Annotated in this window: 17 protein-coding genes and 1 tRNA gene; all 18 read right to left on the bottom strand. The window is 43.1% G+C overall.

The window, feature by feature from the left end:
- Positions 1-85: 85 nt before the first annotated feature.
- The 18 genes from NQ560_RS01175 to NQ560_RS01090 all read right to left on the bottom strand — a co-directional run bounded on the left by NQ560_RS01175 (position 86) and on the right by NQ560_RS01090 (position 13,185).
- Positions 86-691 (bottom strand): bacteriophage Gp15 family protein, encoded by a 606-nt coding sequence (locus tag NQ560_RS01175; protein ID WP_005332042.1) that lies wholly within the window; start codon positions 689-691, stop codon positions 86-88.
- On the bottom strand, positions 688-1,029 hold the full coding sequence (locus NQ560_RS01170) for a DUF6673 family protein (RefSeq protein WP_005332040.1): 342 nt from the start codon (positions 1,027-1,029) through the stop codon (positions 688-690). The genes NQ560_RS01175 and NQ560_RS01170 overlap by 4 nt, the downstream gene beginning before the upstream one ends.
- A 52-nt stretch (positions 1,030-1,081) precedes the next feature.
- Positions 1,082-1,588: a phage tail tube protein gene (locus NQ560_RS01165; protein WP_005332037.1), complete on the bottom strand. Its 507-nt coding sequence runs from the start codon at positions 1,586-1,588 to the stop codon at positions 1,082-1,084.
- A 3-nt stretch (positions 1,589-1,591) separates the two neighbouring features.
- Positions 1,592-2,026, bottom strand: coding sequence for a hypothetical protein (locus tag NQ560_RS01160; protein WP_005332035.1), 435 nt, complete (start codon positions 2,024-2,026; stop codon positions 1,592-1,594).
- Complete coding sequence (locus tag NQ560_RS01155) at positions 2,023-2,442, bottom strand: minor capsid protein (protein WP_005332033.1); 420 nt, start codon at positions 2,440-2,442, stop codon at positions 2,023-2,025. Before NQ560_RS01155 ends, NQ560_RS01160 begins: the two co-directional genes overlap by 4 nt.
- Positions 2,443-2,871: a DUF6751 family protein gene (locus NQ560_RS01150; RefSeq protein ID WP_005332032.1), complete on the bottom strand. Its 429-nt coding sequence runs from the start codon at positions 2,869-2,871 to the stop codon at positions 2,443-2,445.
- 2 nt (positions 2,872-2,873) lie between these two features.
- Positions 2,874-3,254, bottom strand: coding sequence for a head-tail connector protein (locus NQ560_RS01145; RefSeq protein WP_005332031.1), 381 nt, complete (start codon positions 3,252-3,254; stop codon positions 2,874-2,876).
- 10 nt (positions 3,255-3,264) lie between these two features.
- On the bottom strand, positions 3,265-4,359 hold the full coding sequence (locus NQ560_RS01140) for a major capsid protein (protein ID WP_005332030.1): 1,095 nt from the start codon (positions 4,357-4,359) through the stop codon (positions 3,265-3,267).
- Between the two features lie 18 nt (positions 4,360-4,377).
- Positions 4,378-4,983: a phage scaffolding protein gene (locus NQ560_RS01135; RefSeq protein WP_005332029.1), complete on the bottom strand. Its 606-nt coding sequence runs from the start codon at positions 4,981-4,983 to the stop codon at positions 4,378-4,380.
- Between the two features lie 177 nt (positions 4,984-5,160).
- Positions 5,161-5,460 (bottom strand): TIR domain-containing protein, encoded by a 300-nt coding sequence (locus NQ560_RS01130; RefSeq protein ID WP_005332027.1) that lies wholly within the window; start codon positions 5,458-5,460, stop codon positions 5,161-5,163.
- 223 nt (positions 5,461-5,683) lie between these two features.
- Complete coding sequence (locus NQ560_RS01125) at positions 5,684-7,432, bottom strand: phage minor capsid protein (RefSeq protein ID WP_005332026.1); 1,749 nt, start codon at positions 7,430-7,432, stop codon at positions 5,684-5,686.
- 9 nt (positions 7,433-7,441) lie between these two features.
- Positions 7,442-8,803 (bottom strand): hypothetical protein, encoded by a 1,362-nt coding sequence (locus NQ560_RS01120; RefSeq protein ID WP_005332025.1) that lies wholly within the window; start codon positions 8,801-8,803, stop codon positions 7,442-7,444.
- On the bottom strand, positions 8,803-10,866 hold the full coding sequence (locus NQ560_RS01115; RefSeq protein WP_233420465.1) for a PBSX family phage terminase large subunit: 2,064 nt from the start codon (positions 10,864-10,866) through the stop codon (positions 8,803-8,805). Before NQ560_RS01115 ends, NQ560_RS01120 begins: the two co-directional genes overlap by 1 nt.
- A gap of 31 nt (positions 10,867-10,897) precedes the next feature.
- Positions 10,898-10,969, bottom strand: a tRNA-OTHER gene (locus NQ560_RS01110).
- 182 nt (positions 10,970-11,151) lie between these two features.
- Positions 11,152-11,562, bottom strand: coding sequence for a hypothetical protein (locus NQ560_RS01105; RefSeq protein WP_005332023.1), 411 nt, complete (start codon positions 11,560-11,562; stop codon positions 11,152-11,154).
- Between the two features lie 8 nt (positions 11,563-11,570).
- The gene (locus tag NQ560_RS01100; protein ID WP_005332020.1) at positions 11,571-12,602 is read right to left on the bottom strand and encodes a tyrosine-type recombinase/integrase; all 1,032 of its coding nucleotides are present in this window, start codon (positions 12,600-12,602) and stop codon (positions 11,571-11,573) included.
- Positions 12,603-12,745: 143 nt separating this feature from the next.
- Positions 12,746-13,021 (bottom strand): hypothetical protein, encoded by a 276-nt coding sequence (locus NQ560_RS01095; RefSeq protein WP_005332018.1) that lies wholly within the window; start codon positions 13,019-13,021, stop codon positions 12,746-12,748.
- Positions 13,018-13,185 carry a hypothetical protein gene (locus NQ560_RS01090; protein ID WP_005332016.1) on the bottom strand — a complete coding sequence of 56 codons (168 nt, stop codon included), beginning with the start codon at positions 13,183-13,185 and terminating at the stop codon, positions 13,018-13,020. Before NQ560_RS01090 ends, NQ560_RS01095 begins: the two co-directional genes overlap by 4 nt.
- Between the last annotated feature and the right edge of the window lie 3 nt (positions 13,186-13,188).

The following is a 13,188-nucleotide window of genomic DNA, read 5'->3' as shown; positions in this document are numbered from 1 at the left end:
CTTTCGGTACGCAAAAAAAGCACAGCCTTTCGCTATGCTTTCATTGCTATTTTATGGGGTGACAGGAGCTTACGCCTGTCATTCCTTACCCCTGCTTCCTGGATTTCACATATGCTATCCAGGAAGCATTTCTTTGCTCTAGTGTCATTTTCTTTTTGTCTTTACTAAGGCTATAGAGTTTTTTCATCTCATTGATGTATGCTCTTCTATCTCTATCCATGCCAGATGTGCTTACCTTTCGGTAATACATTATTTTCTTCATCTGCGTCTCTTCGTTTAGGGAATCGAACAGAGCTTTGAATTTCCACCAATGCAGATCCTGTATTTCTGTAAGGTCTATATCGTACTGCTCTTTGAATGCTGTATAGATATATGCGGCATCTTTTGAGAATGAGTACGCTGGTTCTCCTGTGCTTTTTCTTACATACCGTTTCTTTGTCTCTTCCTGCTCTTCCACGCGTTCTCCGCAGCCGTAGAACCAGAGGATTTTTTCTATCGCCTCCGGAAGATTCTTCGGAATCCACGGATAATACAGAATCAGCATTTTCAGTATTCGCTCTTCGTCTTTCATGTCTGAATTCAGAAGTGCATCTAACTGTATCCCTACCCGAAAATCTGTGTTTATCGGAACTTCTTTCCCGTCTATTACAACTTTGGAAGGAAGTTCCTTTGTAATCATGTCGTAGATCATTTGCTAAACCTGTCAATCAGTTCCTGCTTTTTCTCTGTTACCTTTGGTGTAACGTGTTTTTCATATATATCATACATCTCTTCCAGGATATCCATACACTCCAGAAGATCTGTGCTTTCCCCAAATACTTTTTTCGCCTGCTCTTCTCCGAAAATGTCTGTTACATAATCAATGACTGCCTGGCACTGCATTCTAATTCCGTCAGATCCTCTTTCGCATTTTGCTGCTTCATTGAATGTTTTTACTACTTTGTCAAATCCGTCTTCATATCGTTTCGATACTTCCGGATTCAACAGATTCGCTTTCAGTGTCTGTCCCTGTAATACTACTTCAATCATTATCTTCCTCCTCTACCGCTTCTGTTGATACGCTGTTTGTCTCAGCCTCTGTTCAAGAAGCTGAGTACTCAAACTCCTCCGGTGTCTTTCCCTGTTTCTTGAACTCAATGTTAATGGAAGAAGATTCTCCGGCATTTCCTGAACCGTCAGAATTTACGATAATGGAACACTGTCCTTTTTCTCCTTTTCCGTTCAAAATATTAAAGTACAGGTAGTTTACAACAACCTTGTTTCCTGTGCCGTATTTTCTCTCGTGAGCCAGGCAGTAATCCTGAGCTTCGTCGCCAACATATCTGTCTCCTGTCACTGAGAATGATCTCTGCGTTCCTGTCTTCATTGTGTTCTGTCCTGCACGGATATAGGTCTTATCCTGTGTGATCGGATTCAGGTTAGAATCCAGTCCGGCAATTCCCATCTCCACAACCACAAAATCTGCCGGTGTGGTTGCTGTCTTTCCTCCTGGGTTTGTGTCAATGGCAAACACATAGTCGTCATTGGTTACCCAGCCTTCATAATTCGCGTCTATGGTATAACCTTTCATTAACTCGCTTAATTTCATGTTCTACTTCTCCTTCTCGAAATATACAACCCTGCATGGTATCTGGTACTGCGCAAGTGCATTTTCCCAGTCTACCGTCGCAAGGTTCGGCATGTTCTGTAAGTTCTCAATTTTCTTAATCTGGCACTGTTCCCCGAAATCCGGGTAATTCTTTTCCCGGTTCTGTTCCTCAATCCAGTCCATGAATTCCTGTCCAACTTTCATAGCCTGCATATTCAGGTCGTCCGTATCCATGGAATAATGCCATGTGATCAATATGGTGAAACCATATTCCTTGTCTGCAGCTCTTATATACTTCCTCAGTACTCTTCCGGAAAAATTCGTGATAAATGATACGGAATGCGCCTCGCCATCTGCAAAGTTAAACGTCATATTCGCTTTACAGAGTTCATTTATTTTATCTCTGACATATTCCGTCATGATTTCATGTTTATTCATCGTTTACTCCTTATGTATGCCTGTACTGCTGCCGTATAAGCTTCCATCTTTGCTGCTTTCATTTCTTTTTCCCACTCTGCTGTTGCAAGTGGGTGTCTGGCTCCGCTATGATTCAGGAACCGGTCTGTCACAACTTTACTTTCACCTTTTTTCGCCCAAGGACTTCCCGTGATTCTGGACACCATGACATAACCTTCATGCTGGAAGTGTGCATAAGGTGACAGATAATGAATGACTCCTTTATCTCCTTCCACGAATGTTCGAACATTTGAAGACAGAACCATGTTCTTTGCCGGAACATATGGCGTCATTAGCCTTTTTGCTTCCTGTGCCATGAATAGCAGCGTTCTCTTCCCTCCGGTCGCCTCTGTTGTGATTATCGGTATCGGCTTATTCCATTGGAAATGTATATCCATCTAACCACCTACCCTGTAATGTTTCTCACACATGTGAGAGGTGTTGTCCGAAAATGCAGTGACCTCAAATGCTTCCGGCTTCCATCTGTTCAGCAGCTCCGATGCAGTGTTCGGTGTTTTTCCGGTGATTTCTTCCTGGCAGTCACCTTTTACTACAATGTCGCCTATGTTGAATGTGAAATAACCTGCTCTTTCTTCTTTTGAGAGTTTTGTATATTCCCTGTACGGAAGATACTGTGGAGACTGTGCGATTCTGGCGGTGTACACACTTGCCATGCTTGCAGTTTTATCTCCGTTCGTTCTTCCCATTACACACTTGAAGAAACACTTATCCACTGTCGAACGATGCCAGGTGTTCTCTTTTTCACCACTATCTTTTGCTTTTACGCAATTGTATATGGTGATTGTCTGGTTATAGTTCGGATTCATGCCTACCTCCCACTGTATAGAAGCCCTGTGTCTGCCAGATGCTTATATAAAGTCTCCTGTATCTTTTCTTTTCTCTTGGATTCTGTGTAGATGGAATTGGACAGGTCGTAAGTACCCGTCTCTCCATCGTTTCCGAAAGAGGCTAACGGTCCAGGTGCGTCAGATCCAGAATACCTGTCGTACTTACACAGATATTCTGCGACGTCGCACACGCAATCTTTTACCTCTTCCGGTATCTCATCCAATCCTCTGCATCGGTTGAATGTAATCTTATCCACCTCAGCTCGCGCCTGCTTTTCATAATACAGATAGTTGCGTTCTGCAATTACTGGCTCTTTTCCAAGGAGGTATTCCTTTTCATAGTATTCGTAATCTGCATACATAACGGTCTCCTTATGAGAAGTCTACTAACAGGCTTGTGTCCAGTTCCTTGATTCCATAAATACAATCGAAAGAGACTGTATCTTTCTTTGTTTTTGGGTCGTAATCCATAACTACGCGTACTGCAAGTCCGTTTGCAGATGCGATATGGGCTTTTGATGCACCCATCGGAAGTTCCAGCTGTCTTGTTACAAGAGCAATACCATTTCTGTGGAACCCTAATGCATGAGCCTTGTTAATTACCTTGACTGGTGTTGCAGTTTTAATGTCTGCTGGAAGATTCTGATCTACTTTCAGCGTTCCTGCTCCTCCTGTAAGAGTGAGTGCCTCTGTTACTGTATATGTGTAACCATTCACAATGAGCTGATCTCCTGCCGCAATTGTTCCTGCTTCCGGTTTTCCTTCCGTCACATTAAGTTTTGTAGTATCTGCAGTTCCTGTTACTTTATATTCTGTAACCGTTCCTGGCTTATCTGCTGCAGAATGCGGGCAATTTTCTGTAGAATATGTCTCACATGTGTATACCCTTCCGATTTCTGCATCACGGAGTGCCTGTGATGTTCCCGCATAGCACTGTTTTGCGAAATTTTCGAGGGTATTATACTTGTACTTGATCTCTGCCGGCAATACAAGACGTCTGTTCTGCAACGGTGCGTTCGACATATCGAGCGCTTTTCCTACTCCTGCGATATCTGTAATGCTCGGTTTTGCTGAAACTGTTGCGGATTTAGCTGCCATCTGAATTCCAACAGCTAAAAGATCCTGGTCGATTGCCTGCGCAATTGCAGATAATGCCGGTGCAACTACCTGAGTAGAAAAATCTTTAATGTCGAGTGTTAATTCTTTCGCTCCAACCTCTACAGTAACATCTCTGAAACGATCCATCTTTACAACTGCCGAACCTTCGGTGATGTTCTGGCTGTGTACCTGCCCTGTAAAGTTCTTTGCTGAGAATCTTGCAGGCTTTCTGATGGTAATGCTGTCTCCTACTTTTACAAATTCTTTCGAATAGTCTCTGTGTACAAGATTTGCCATGGTGAGCTGGTTCTCCAGTACCATGAGTGCCTCCTGTGCAATGATTTTTGGTGTTAAAAATGTATTTGGCATTTGTTTATCCTTCCTTTCCTATTTGCCCTCTCTCCATGCTCTATACTCTTCATAGGACATTTCTTCCGGGTTCTTTCCTGGCGGTGTGACAGTCTGTCCGCCTGTCTGTCCAATTGGGTTGTTGATTGGCTCATCGTCTCCGAACATGTAGGCATTTTCTTCCTTGCATGCATTGACTGCTGCCTGCACGTCTGCAGTCTGGTCTTTGCTTTCCATTAAGCTTGGAATATCCAAAAGCGCTTTGATTGCTTTTGTGTTTCTTCCACCTAATGTCGTGATTGCTGCGTCCAGAATTGCGTCGAATTTCATCTGTGCAATCTGATTTTCATATTCTTCTTTCTGTGTTCCCATTTTTGTGGTGAGGTCAGCTAAATCAGTCTGTAACTGTTTTACATCCACCCCTTCAAAGCCTCTCAGCGTCTCCTCTGCCTCGTCAAGCTGGCTTCGCAGTGTGTTTCTTGCGGTATCTGCCTCATCATACTTGGCTTTGCTGACATATTCGCCTTTATTCAGGTCAATCAGCTTCACCTGTTTGTCTTTGTTCTCTGGTTTCTCGTTGTACCCTTTGATGAGATTTACGAATTCCTCATATCTGTCTCCAAGTACTGCTTTCAAAAAATCCATATTCTTTCCTTTCCATTGTGTTTTTGTTTTTATCTGCGGTGTCTTCCGCCCACAATACGTTGTTTATATCTCTGTTCGCAAGAGAGCGTTAGTTTATATGACTTCCCGGTCAAAATTGTATAAAAATAAGACGCATAACCCTGCGTCTCAACGGGAGATATCTGGATCACCGCCTTCCTAGGCAACAATGCTCTTGATTCCATAAGCTAATGCGCTGTCATGCTCAATCACACAACCTCTTGCATCTTCCCACCCCTGCGCAAAATACGCCACATCTGCTCCTGACAGAAGTTCCAGGGATTTTCCAGGGAACCACAGTGGTTTTGCATCTGCGGGTGCTTCCTGGAAGAAGGAATCAATCACTTCTACCGGTTCACCGATCATTTCTTGTGCAAGCTCAATTGCTTTCTTGCGTTCTGCCAGAATATCTTCATCTGACTTACCTCTCATAGGCTGACTAATAAATAATTTTTTCACTTTTTCTCACCTCCCCACCTTAAAAATGGATATAAAAATACCACCGGCCATATTGACTGGTGGTACCTATTTCATATTTTGAAATTTTATTCCCTTTTTACATTCTTTTTCGTAGGGCTCCTCAAAAACCGCATCTGGGATTCCATCTGGAAATGCTTTGCATTTCATTTTGTTCGAATCTGTAAAACAGTGTTTGCATATCATGCATTTTGGAACTGCAGAACTATTTCCTCCTCCAAGGAAGGATGTATTTTTCGATAAGTTTCCTTGCTTCATCTGGTATCCTTTCTCCATTCCTGTATCTGACGAATGCTTCCGCCAGGCATTCTCTTCCATCTTTTGTTCTGTCTGCATATTTTGAAATTCCCGGAACGTACTGACCTTTTATTTTTTGAACCATGTTCATGTATTCCGTTGCAGTAGTGCAATTCTGGAATGGAATGATATGTGCTATTTCATGAGCAATACAATCTTCGTAGTTTTTCTCTGCAAAGTATCCATCAGAATGTTTTGCTCTTATTCTTTCTTCAAGCTTATTATAATCTATTGAATAATCAAATACAATCCCATGTTTTAACACGCCGTCTTTATCCAAATACGCTCCTGTTAAGAAGAAATCATGTCCATTAAGCTTTTCGCCCTCTATCGAATCCAGGTAGATGATATATTCTTTCTCCAGCTTCTTAAGTGCCTGATTTATTTTCGTTTCAATATCCTGATTCAATTTTGCTTTCTTTACCACTTCCTGTGGGATAGACAGCTTCATTTCACTTAACTTTTCGCTCTTCTTGGCAATCTTAGTAGATATTCTTCCAAGTCCATCCATGTAGATCCGGTCTCTCTGCTCCGGGAGCTTCATGGTCTTGGAGAATCTCACGTATTCGTTCATGGTTTGGTTGTATCTCGCCTTTGCGCCCATGATTTCCAGTTCGTTTAAGCTGCCTTCTTTCATCAGCTTAATGTCCTGTCTGTATTTTCTCATGGTCAGTTCCATTTTTCTCTGATACTGTAATGCCTGATATGTATTATACTCCTTGCCGTAGTATGGTGTTGTCTCATTTTCCCTCGCCACCATATCTTCCAGTTCTTCATCGGTATAGTTCCTTACGGATATTCCAGGAACGAAAGGTTCATACCAGTGGTAGCAATTGGCTCCACATAATCCGGTCACGGTTCCCAATCCGCAGACTGACTGTAATTCCTTATACGGATATACGCGTCCCTGCCATGGCTGATGCGTCGGTCTTGCCCCGATGTGATAAGACACTTCATAAGTGTCAGTGTCCAGATCATCAGCCAATTGCTCATTGATATGCCCAATCACTTGACGAAAACCGGTCATTAGTGCTGTCCTGGAGGCTGAATCTACCCTGTAAGTCCTGCCGGAAGCATATTCCACAGTTCGAAGTCCGCTCCTGGTCATATCCTGTATGACCTTTTTGAGCGCCACATCGTAGCTGAATGCCCCTGTGGTCACTCCAAGTATGGCTTCGTCTAGGGATTTTTGAAAGAACTTAGCTGTGGGGAGGAATTGTCTCTTCCCATTCACGATTCTTGTGAATCCCAGTGTCTGTGAGATATTCTGGAATGTTCCTTTTGTCTGTGTAACTGCTGCCGCAACCGTCGCCTGTATATCCGGGTGCTTTCCAAATGGTGTCTGTTTCTTTCCCATGGAATCATACGTATCCTCGTACTGACCGTAGATATTTGCGGTTGTCTGGTTGTATAGCCTGTCTACTTCCTCATCAGAGGCTTTGAGATATATCTGGATCTGCTTCTTGATGTAATCATCAGAATATCCCATCTGTCTTAATACATTGACCTGATAGTCTGCTGATGATGTCATGGACTTCTCTATGTCCAGGTTCGCTTTTATTCTCCGTACAATATCCAGCATGATGTTTACTTCCAGATTCCTGGCTGCTTTTTCCATCGCAAGTGTTAGTGCTTCGATTTCTCCTTGTGACATCATGGCTTACACCTACTCAATCACATCGGCCGTCTGAGCTACCATTTTCTTGGCTGTCTCTTCGTCCTCTGCATAATGCTTCATACGGTACTCCCATAACTGCATAGCTCCAAGCGCTACATCTGCCCTGTCGTTCTCTCGTTCTGTTGCTTCATCCTCCAGAATACTATCCTTGAACGTGCAACTGAATTCATAACCACTGCGTAACATTGCATTGTAGAATGCAAGCGCATATACCAAATCTTCCAAGCAATCCTTTAAATTGGACTGGATTGCTGCTACCATGTTAAACTTTCTCTTCTTGGCAATCTTGGCTTCTGTGGCAGTCTTATCTACATCTGCAACATCTGACAGATCTCCATAGCTTAAGCATACACTGAACTCTAACTGTCTTAGATGGTAGTTGAGTCCGTTGATGATGTTGGTGTCCCGGAATTCCGGCGACCATTCCCGGTAGAAGTCCTTGCACTCTCCATCCTGAAGGTCTACGGTTCTGTATAAGCGCTCATCGAGATCTGCAGTCTCAAATGACATTTCACCATTCGGTCCAATTGTTGTCTTCTTGACCGCCTGCGGTGTTACCTGTATCGCACGTTCGCCGGATTTGAATTCCCATTTTATGCGCGCATTCTGATTGTCCACCTCTTCCAGTCTGTCAATTCCGGCTTCGTAGATAGATACACCACAAGGACTCCCATCTATCTCATTCTTGATTGGATTACGATAATAGCCGAAGTCCGGCTTATCTATCCCCTGATAGGAAACGCTCTTCGGAAAGTTCTTCCACTCTTCTACAGATTCCAGACTTATCTCTCTTCCTATGTCGTCCTGTGACTTACTGACAAATGCCCGATTACTAATCGTTAGCATGCTATCTATTAAGGTGTGTCTTTCCAATCTGCGGTAGTAATCTTCTCCATCTTTCTTATCTTGAATGAATACTACATCTGTCAACCTGCCTCTTTCATCATAGGCAAGTGGTACGAACTTATCCGCTGTTAGATACTCTACCTTATCACCGCCCAACGGCTTGATGATGAATGATCCGAGTGCTAGCCCAGATTGCAGGTTCTCATTCAAGTCTTGAATCGCTTTCTTGTATATATCATCCAAGCGTTCAATGGATACCTGTGACTCCATTTCATTCAGACACACGTTGGCGAACTCCATACAGATGCCCTGCTCTTTTCTCAATGACGTTACGCTTCCTTTGCACCAAGGTGCTATTCCGATATACATGTTATGCCAAAACTCTATTCTCTCCTGCATGACACTTGAAATGCAGGGCTTTACATCTAATGCCTGTTCTATGCTTTTTGCCGGGAACATCTTTCTTATCACCCCTCTCACGAAGGTCTTTAGTCTTTCGAGCATTACTCGCCCCTCCGTTTCCATATACTGTTTGTTGCATACCTTGTGGCGTCAATCGTGTGATCGTTACCATCTGGGTAACCACTGATGACTTCTCCGTCCTTATCTCTTTCGTACTCATATTCCATGAACTCCTGTGCCGCTACCGGACATCTTACATTGTCAATGATGATCTCCCGGAGTGATTGCAGCCATTTGTACGAATATGTACGGCTGTCCGGTCCTTTGTTTGCCGGACGTGCAAATAATCCGTATGCTCTATAGTCTTCGATAGACTTATTTTCTGCACTATCACAGGTCAATAAATCATTTCCTGTGATTCCGAGCTTGATCAGCTCTTCAGCAGTTTGTTTGTTTCGTTTCTTCTGGCAGGTGTACTCCTGCCAAATGTATAGTCTCAGCCTTGCCGCGTCATAATGAACACGGACAAATGCATACTTGTCTGGATAGAATCCCCAGTCAACACCATTTTTGATGTTATCGAACTGAGCTATCTCTTCATCGGTAATCGCTCGGATTACCAGATTATCGAATACACTTCCTCCGGATCCGTTAGGAACTCCAAGATATTCATTCTCGTAAGCATCTGGGTTTGTCTCTTTCAGGAACTGAGCCTCGTCAATGAATGGCTTTCCAAGCCATTTCTGAGGAATGTCCAGATATGTGCTCTCTGTCACAAGCCTTGTGGCTTTCGGTATCTTGATGTACTTATTCGCCCAGTTGCTTGCACTCTTCGGTGGGTTGAACGTCTTGAAGATATAGGCTACATCTCCACCTCGGATTACAGACTGTTCAATCTTTCTGACTGATTCCGGACCGGTGAACTGGTCTAACTCTTCCAACCACAGGATACCGATATATCCAAATGGTACTTTTATGGATTTCACTTTTCCCGGATCATCTGCTCCACGGAAGTAAATCTTCTGGCCGGTACTCTTTCTCGTAATCTCCAGTGGGCTTACGGTTGCATCGAATTCTTCTGATAGTCCTAATGCATCAATCGCCCATTTCACTTGCTGGTATATAGAACCCCTCATTGTATCGGCAACCTGTCTCATAACTACCGCATGCATTTCCGAATTCTTCATGATCAGATCTATAATGTTCAGACTGACAAATGAGGACTTGGTACTTCCTCGTCCTCCTGGGAAAACATATTCTGTATGTCTCTGTTCCTGGATATCAAAAAGCACCGGTGCAAATACCGGTGCGACCATAGTGGCTGGAATTCCAGTGTATTCTTTTTCTGGCGGTGGCTCAGGCATTATTTTCTGAGTCTCCATCCGAAGCTTCTCTATCCTTGCCTTCTGTTCCGTGGTGGCAAGGTCCATGTGATCGGACAGCCACTGCATAGCTTTCATTCTGTCCGCAAGCTTAATACCTGCGCCGTCTCTTCCCTGTTTTACTTCAGCAATGATTGTACCGTCCACATTTGCAGAATCTTTGAATCTTGCAACATTCACTATTTTTGTGAGCGTTTTTTCTTTTCCAGTCTTTTCGTCTTTAATCTTTGCAGGTCCATACATTGTCATCACAGGAACTTCCTCTGTCCCGAATTCCATGTAATCTGTGATGTCTGAAAAGGCTATGTCCATATACTTTTGAAATATATCTGCTTCGGATAGCAGCTCTCTATTGAGCTTATTCTGCTTTAGGCTTTGGATTTCATTTTTTATCTTAGTATTTCTTAGCATTTTGCTGCCATTAACCATGGCAGTTTTATAGCTACATTCATATGTCTTTTGATACGCCTTTGTGGCATTGAAATAGCGCACGTAATATATACAGAAAATCCTTTGTTTTTCGGTCAATTCTGCATTTTCTGACAATTCTTCCATGCACTCTATTTCTGTATCTTTTTTCTGACTTTTTTCTGTCGTTTTTTGTGTGCACACTTTTTTGCTTTTTGTGTGCACACTTTTTTTGTCATCTCGCGACCATTGATACCTGCTTTTCCAGGATTTTACTGTATTGATTGTTACGCCATACTTTGCGGCGATGTCTTTGTACTTCATGCCGTTCAGATAGTCTGCATAGGCATGGTCTGAATTCGGCGCTGTAGCCAAGGATCACCACCTCTCATTCATTTTTATGTTAATGGTCATACGGGAATTGAACCCGTGACATATGGTTCGAAAACCATTGCTCTAACAACTGAGCTAATGACCATTAGAAATGGCAGCAATCAATTGACTGCTGCCACCGTTCGTTTTCTTCTGTTGTTCCCATTTTTTTCAGGCGCGTCTGGGGTCGCGCCTGACTATTCTAAAGGAGGTCCGTAATGACTGTATCTTTTTCATCTTCTGGACGCTATCATATTAACACGGTTTTTTGTCCCGTGATTACCCTTTTTATATTTTTTTTGACAATAACCAGTAGAATCTTCTCCTCTGCTCATAATATATATTCTTGCAGCATGGCATACCTTTGGCATCTCTCAGATACCGATATGTAGCATAATCGCTTGTGACTCCTTCCAGGATCCACTGATATAACTCCGCATCTGTCTCAATGGCAGTCTGCTCAATGGTCTTGCATTTCTGTTCTAGTTCCACTCGTTTGATCGCTAACTGTTCTGTGGCGCTTCCTTGTGGTGGGCTTCCCTGTCCCTCCTTGCCATACTCAATTGCCTTGACGGTATCTGTGAGCGTGGCAAGCTCTCTTCTCCATTCCTGATACTGCATACAGTGATGCTTGAGTTCCAGGAATCTGTGCTTGGAGATATTATATTTCTTTTCATTAATTGGTCTTGTGTCCGGCATATATCCTCCTACGCTGTTCTTCTCCGTACATCTCTCATTGCCTCTGGACTGATTTGCGCGTAATAGCGACTTGTCACAGTCGGATTGGCGTGTCCCATCACTTCCTGAATGATTCCAATGTCTGTTCCCTTATCCTTGAGATTAACTCCCAGAGTCTTTCTGAGCTTATGCGGATAGACTTTACAGTCCATATTCTTGCCTACTTCCTTCATGGCGTTTCTGATGCCACTCTTCTTTAGACGGTTATATGGCGCCTTGTCCCACACGAACAGTGCTTCATTGTCATCTGTGCGACTGTCCAAGTATTTCCGCAAGTGATATCTGGCTACTTCATCTAGATACAGCAGACGATACTTGTAAGACTTTTCACTCATAATCATGATGTCTCCAGTCGCCCAGTCTACGTGATCGATGTTAATCTGTGGAATTTCTCCAACGCGTGCTCCGGTACTTCTGAGCACTTCGATGATGGCTCTGTCTCTCAGAGAGACGCAACCCTCCCGGAGCTGTTCGATCTGTGCCGGCCGGAAGTAATCAATTGGCTTTATTACTTCCTTCATCGGCTCCGTAGCCTCCACCGGATTATAGCTCATGAACTTTTCTTTGCGCATCCATGTGAAAAAGGCTGATAAGTATCGGCGTTCGTTGTTGCATGTGGACGCCTGATTCTTCTTGCCTCCTGCTGCCACGTTCCGCTTCTCATACCAGTCGAGATAACTGTCAATGTCAATCTCGTCCATTTTGTTAAGTGGCTTTTCTATGACACTGGTAAGACGCATAATGGCATCACGGTACTGAGCCTTGGTCTCTGGACGTAAGTTCTTTTTCTTGATCATCATGAGGCTGATGTAATAACGGTTCTGTTCTTCGGTTGATGTCCTGATTTCTGCCGGAAGATTGGTAATCTCTTCCATGTTCACGGCTACTAATTGTTTTTCAATGACTTTTTGCATGATATCTAAGGTCATGTTGTCTACATATCCAGACATCTCGAAGATGATATTATTAATAATTTCGGTTTTGATACTGGCATTATACATAATAGTCCTCCTTGTTTCCTAAGAGGCATTATGGTATAATGCTCTTAGGTGAATGAACAGTAGATATAGTGTCTTGCCGGACGGTCTACTGTTTATTTTTTTTATTGTCAATGTTCACTCACCCTTGACTGCTGCCACAGTTGTTATACTCTTTTCTGGAATTTTTCAAGCATTCTTGCTTTCCAGCCTTCCGGCTGTTCTTCTGGCTGTTCCTGTTTTTCTCTATTGTATAAAAATGATTTTATTTCCCGTTTACACTCTCCACAGTAGCATCTGGCTTTTACCGCGTCTGCTTCAAATGTTGTTGCCAGCGTGTCTGCTGTGCCAAGTATACTTACGCTCTCGGCTGTGATTGCCACTCTATAGATGGTTCCGTCTACAATTGCTTTCCCGCAACGGTCACAATAATATGCCATCATTTTACTCCTCCTCTCCTTATAGTTGTTAGCAAGTCTTCCACTCCCTGAATGTATCCTTCGTGGTATTTGTTAACTTCTTTTATTTGCTGATTGCATCTTCTACCAGCTTCACTCTGTAACCTGTTTGCCTGTTCTTCTATTTCGTCATATTCTTTCTTGTCCATTGC

It is taken from the genome of Dorea formicigenerans, assembly GCF_025150245.1.
In the GTDB taxonomy this organism is placed as follows: domain Bacteria; phylum Bacillota; class Clostridia; order Lachnospirales; family Lachnospiraceae; genus Dorea; species Dorea formicigenerans.
This window is presented reverse-complemented; position numbering and strand designations above follow the sequence as displayed.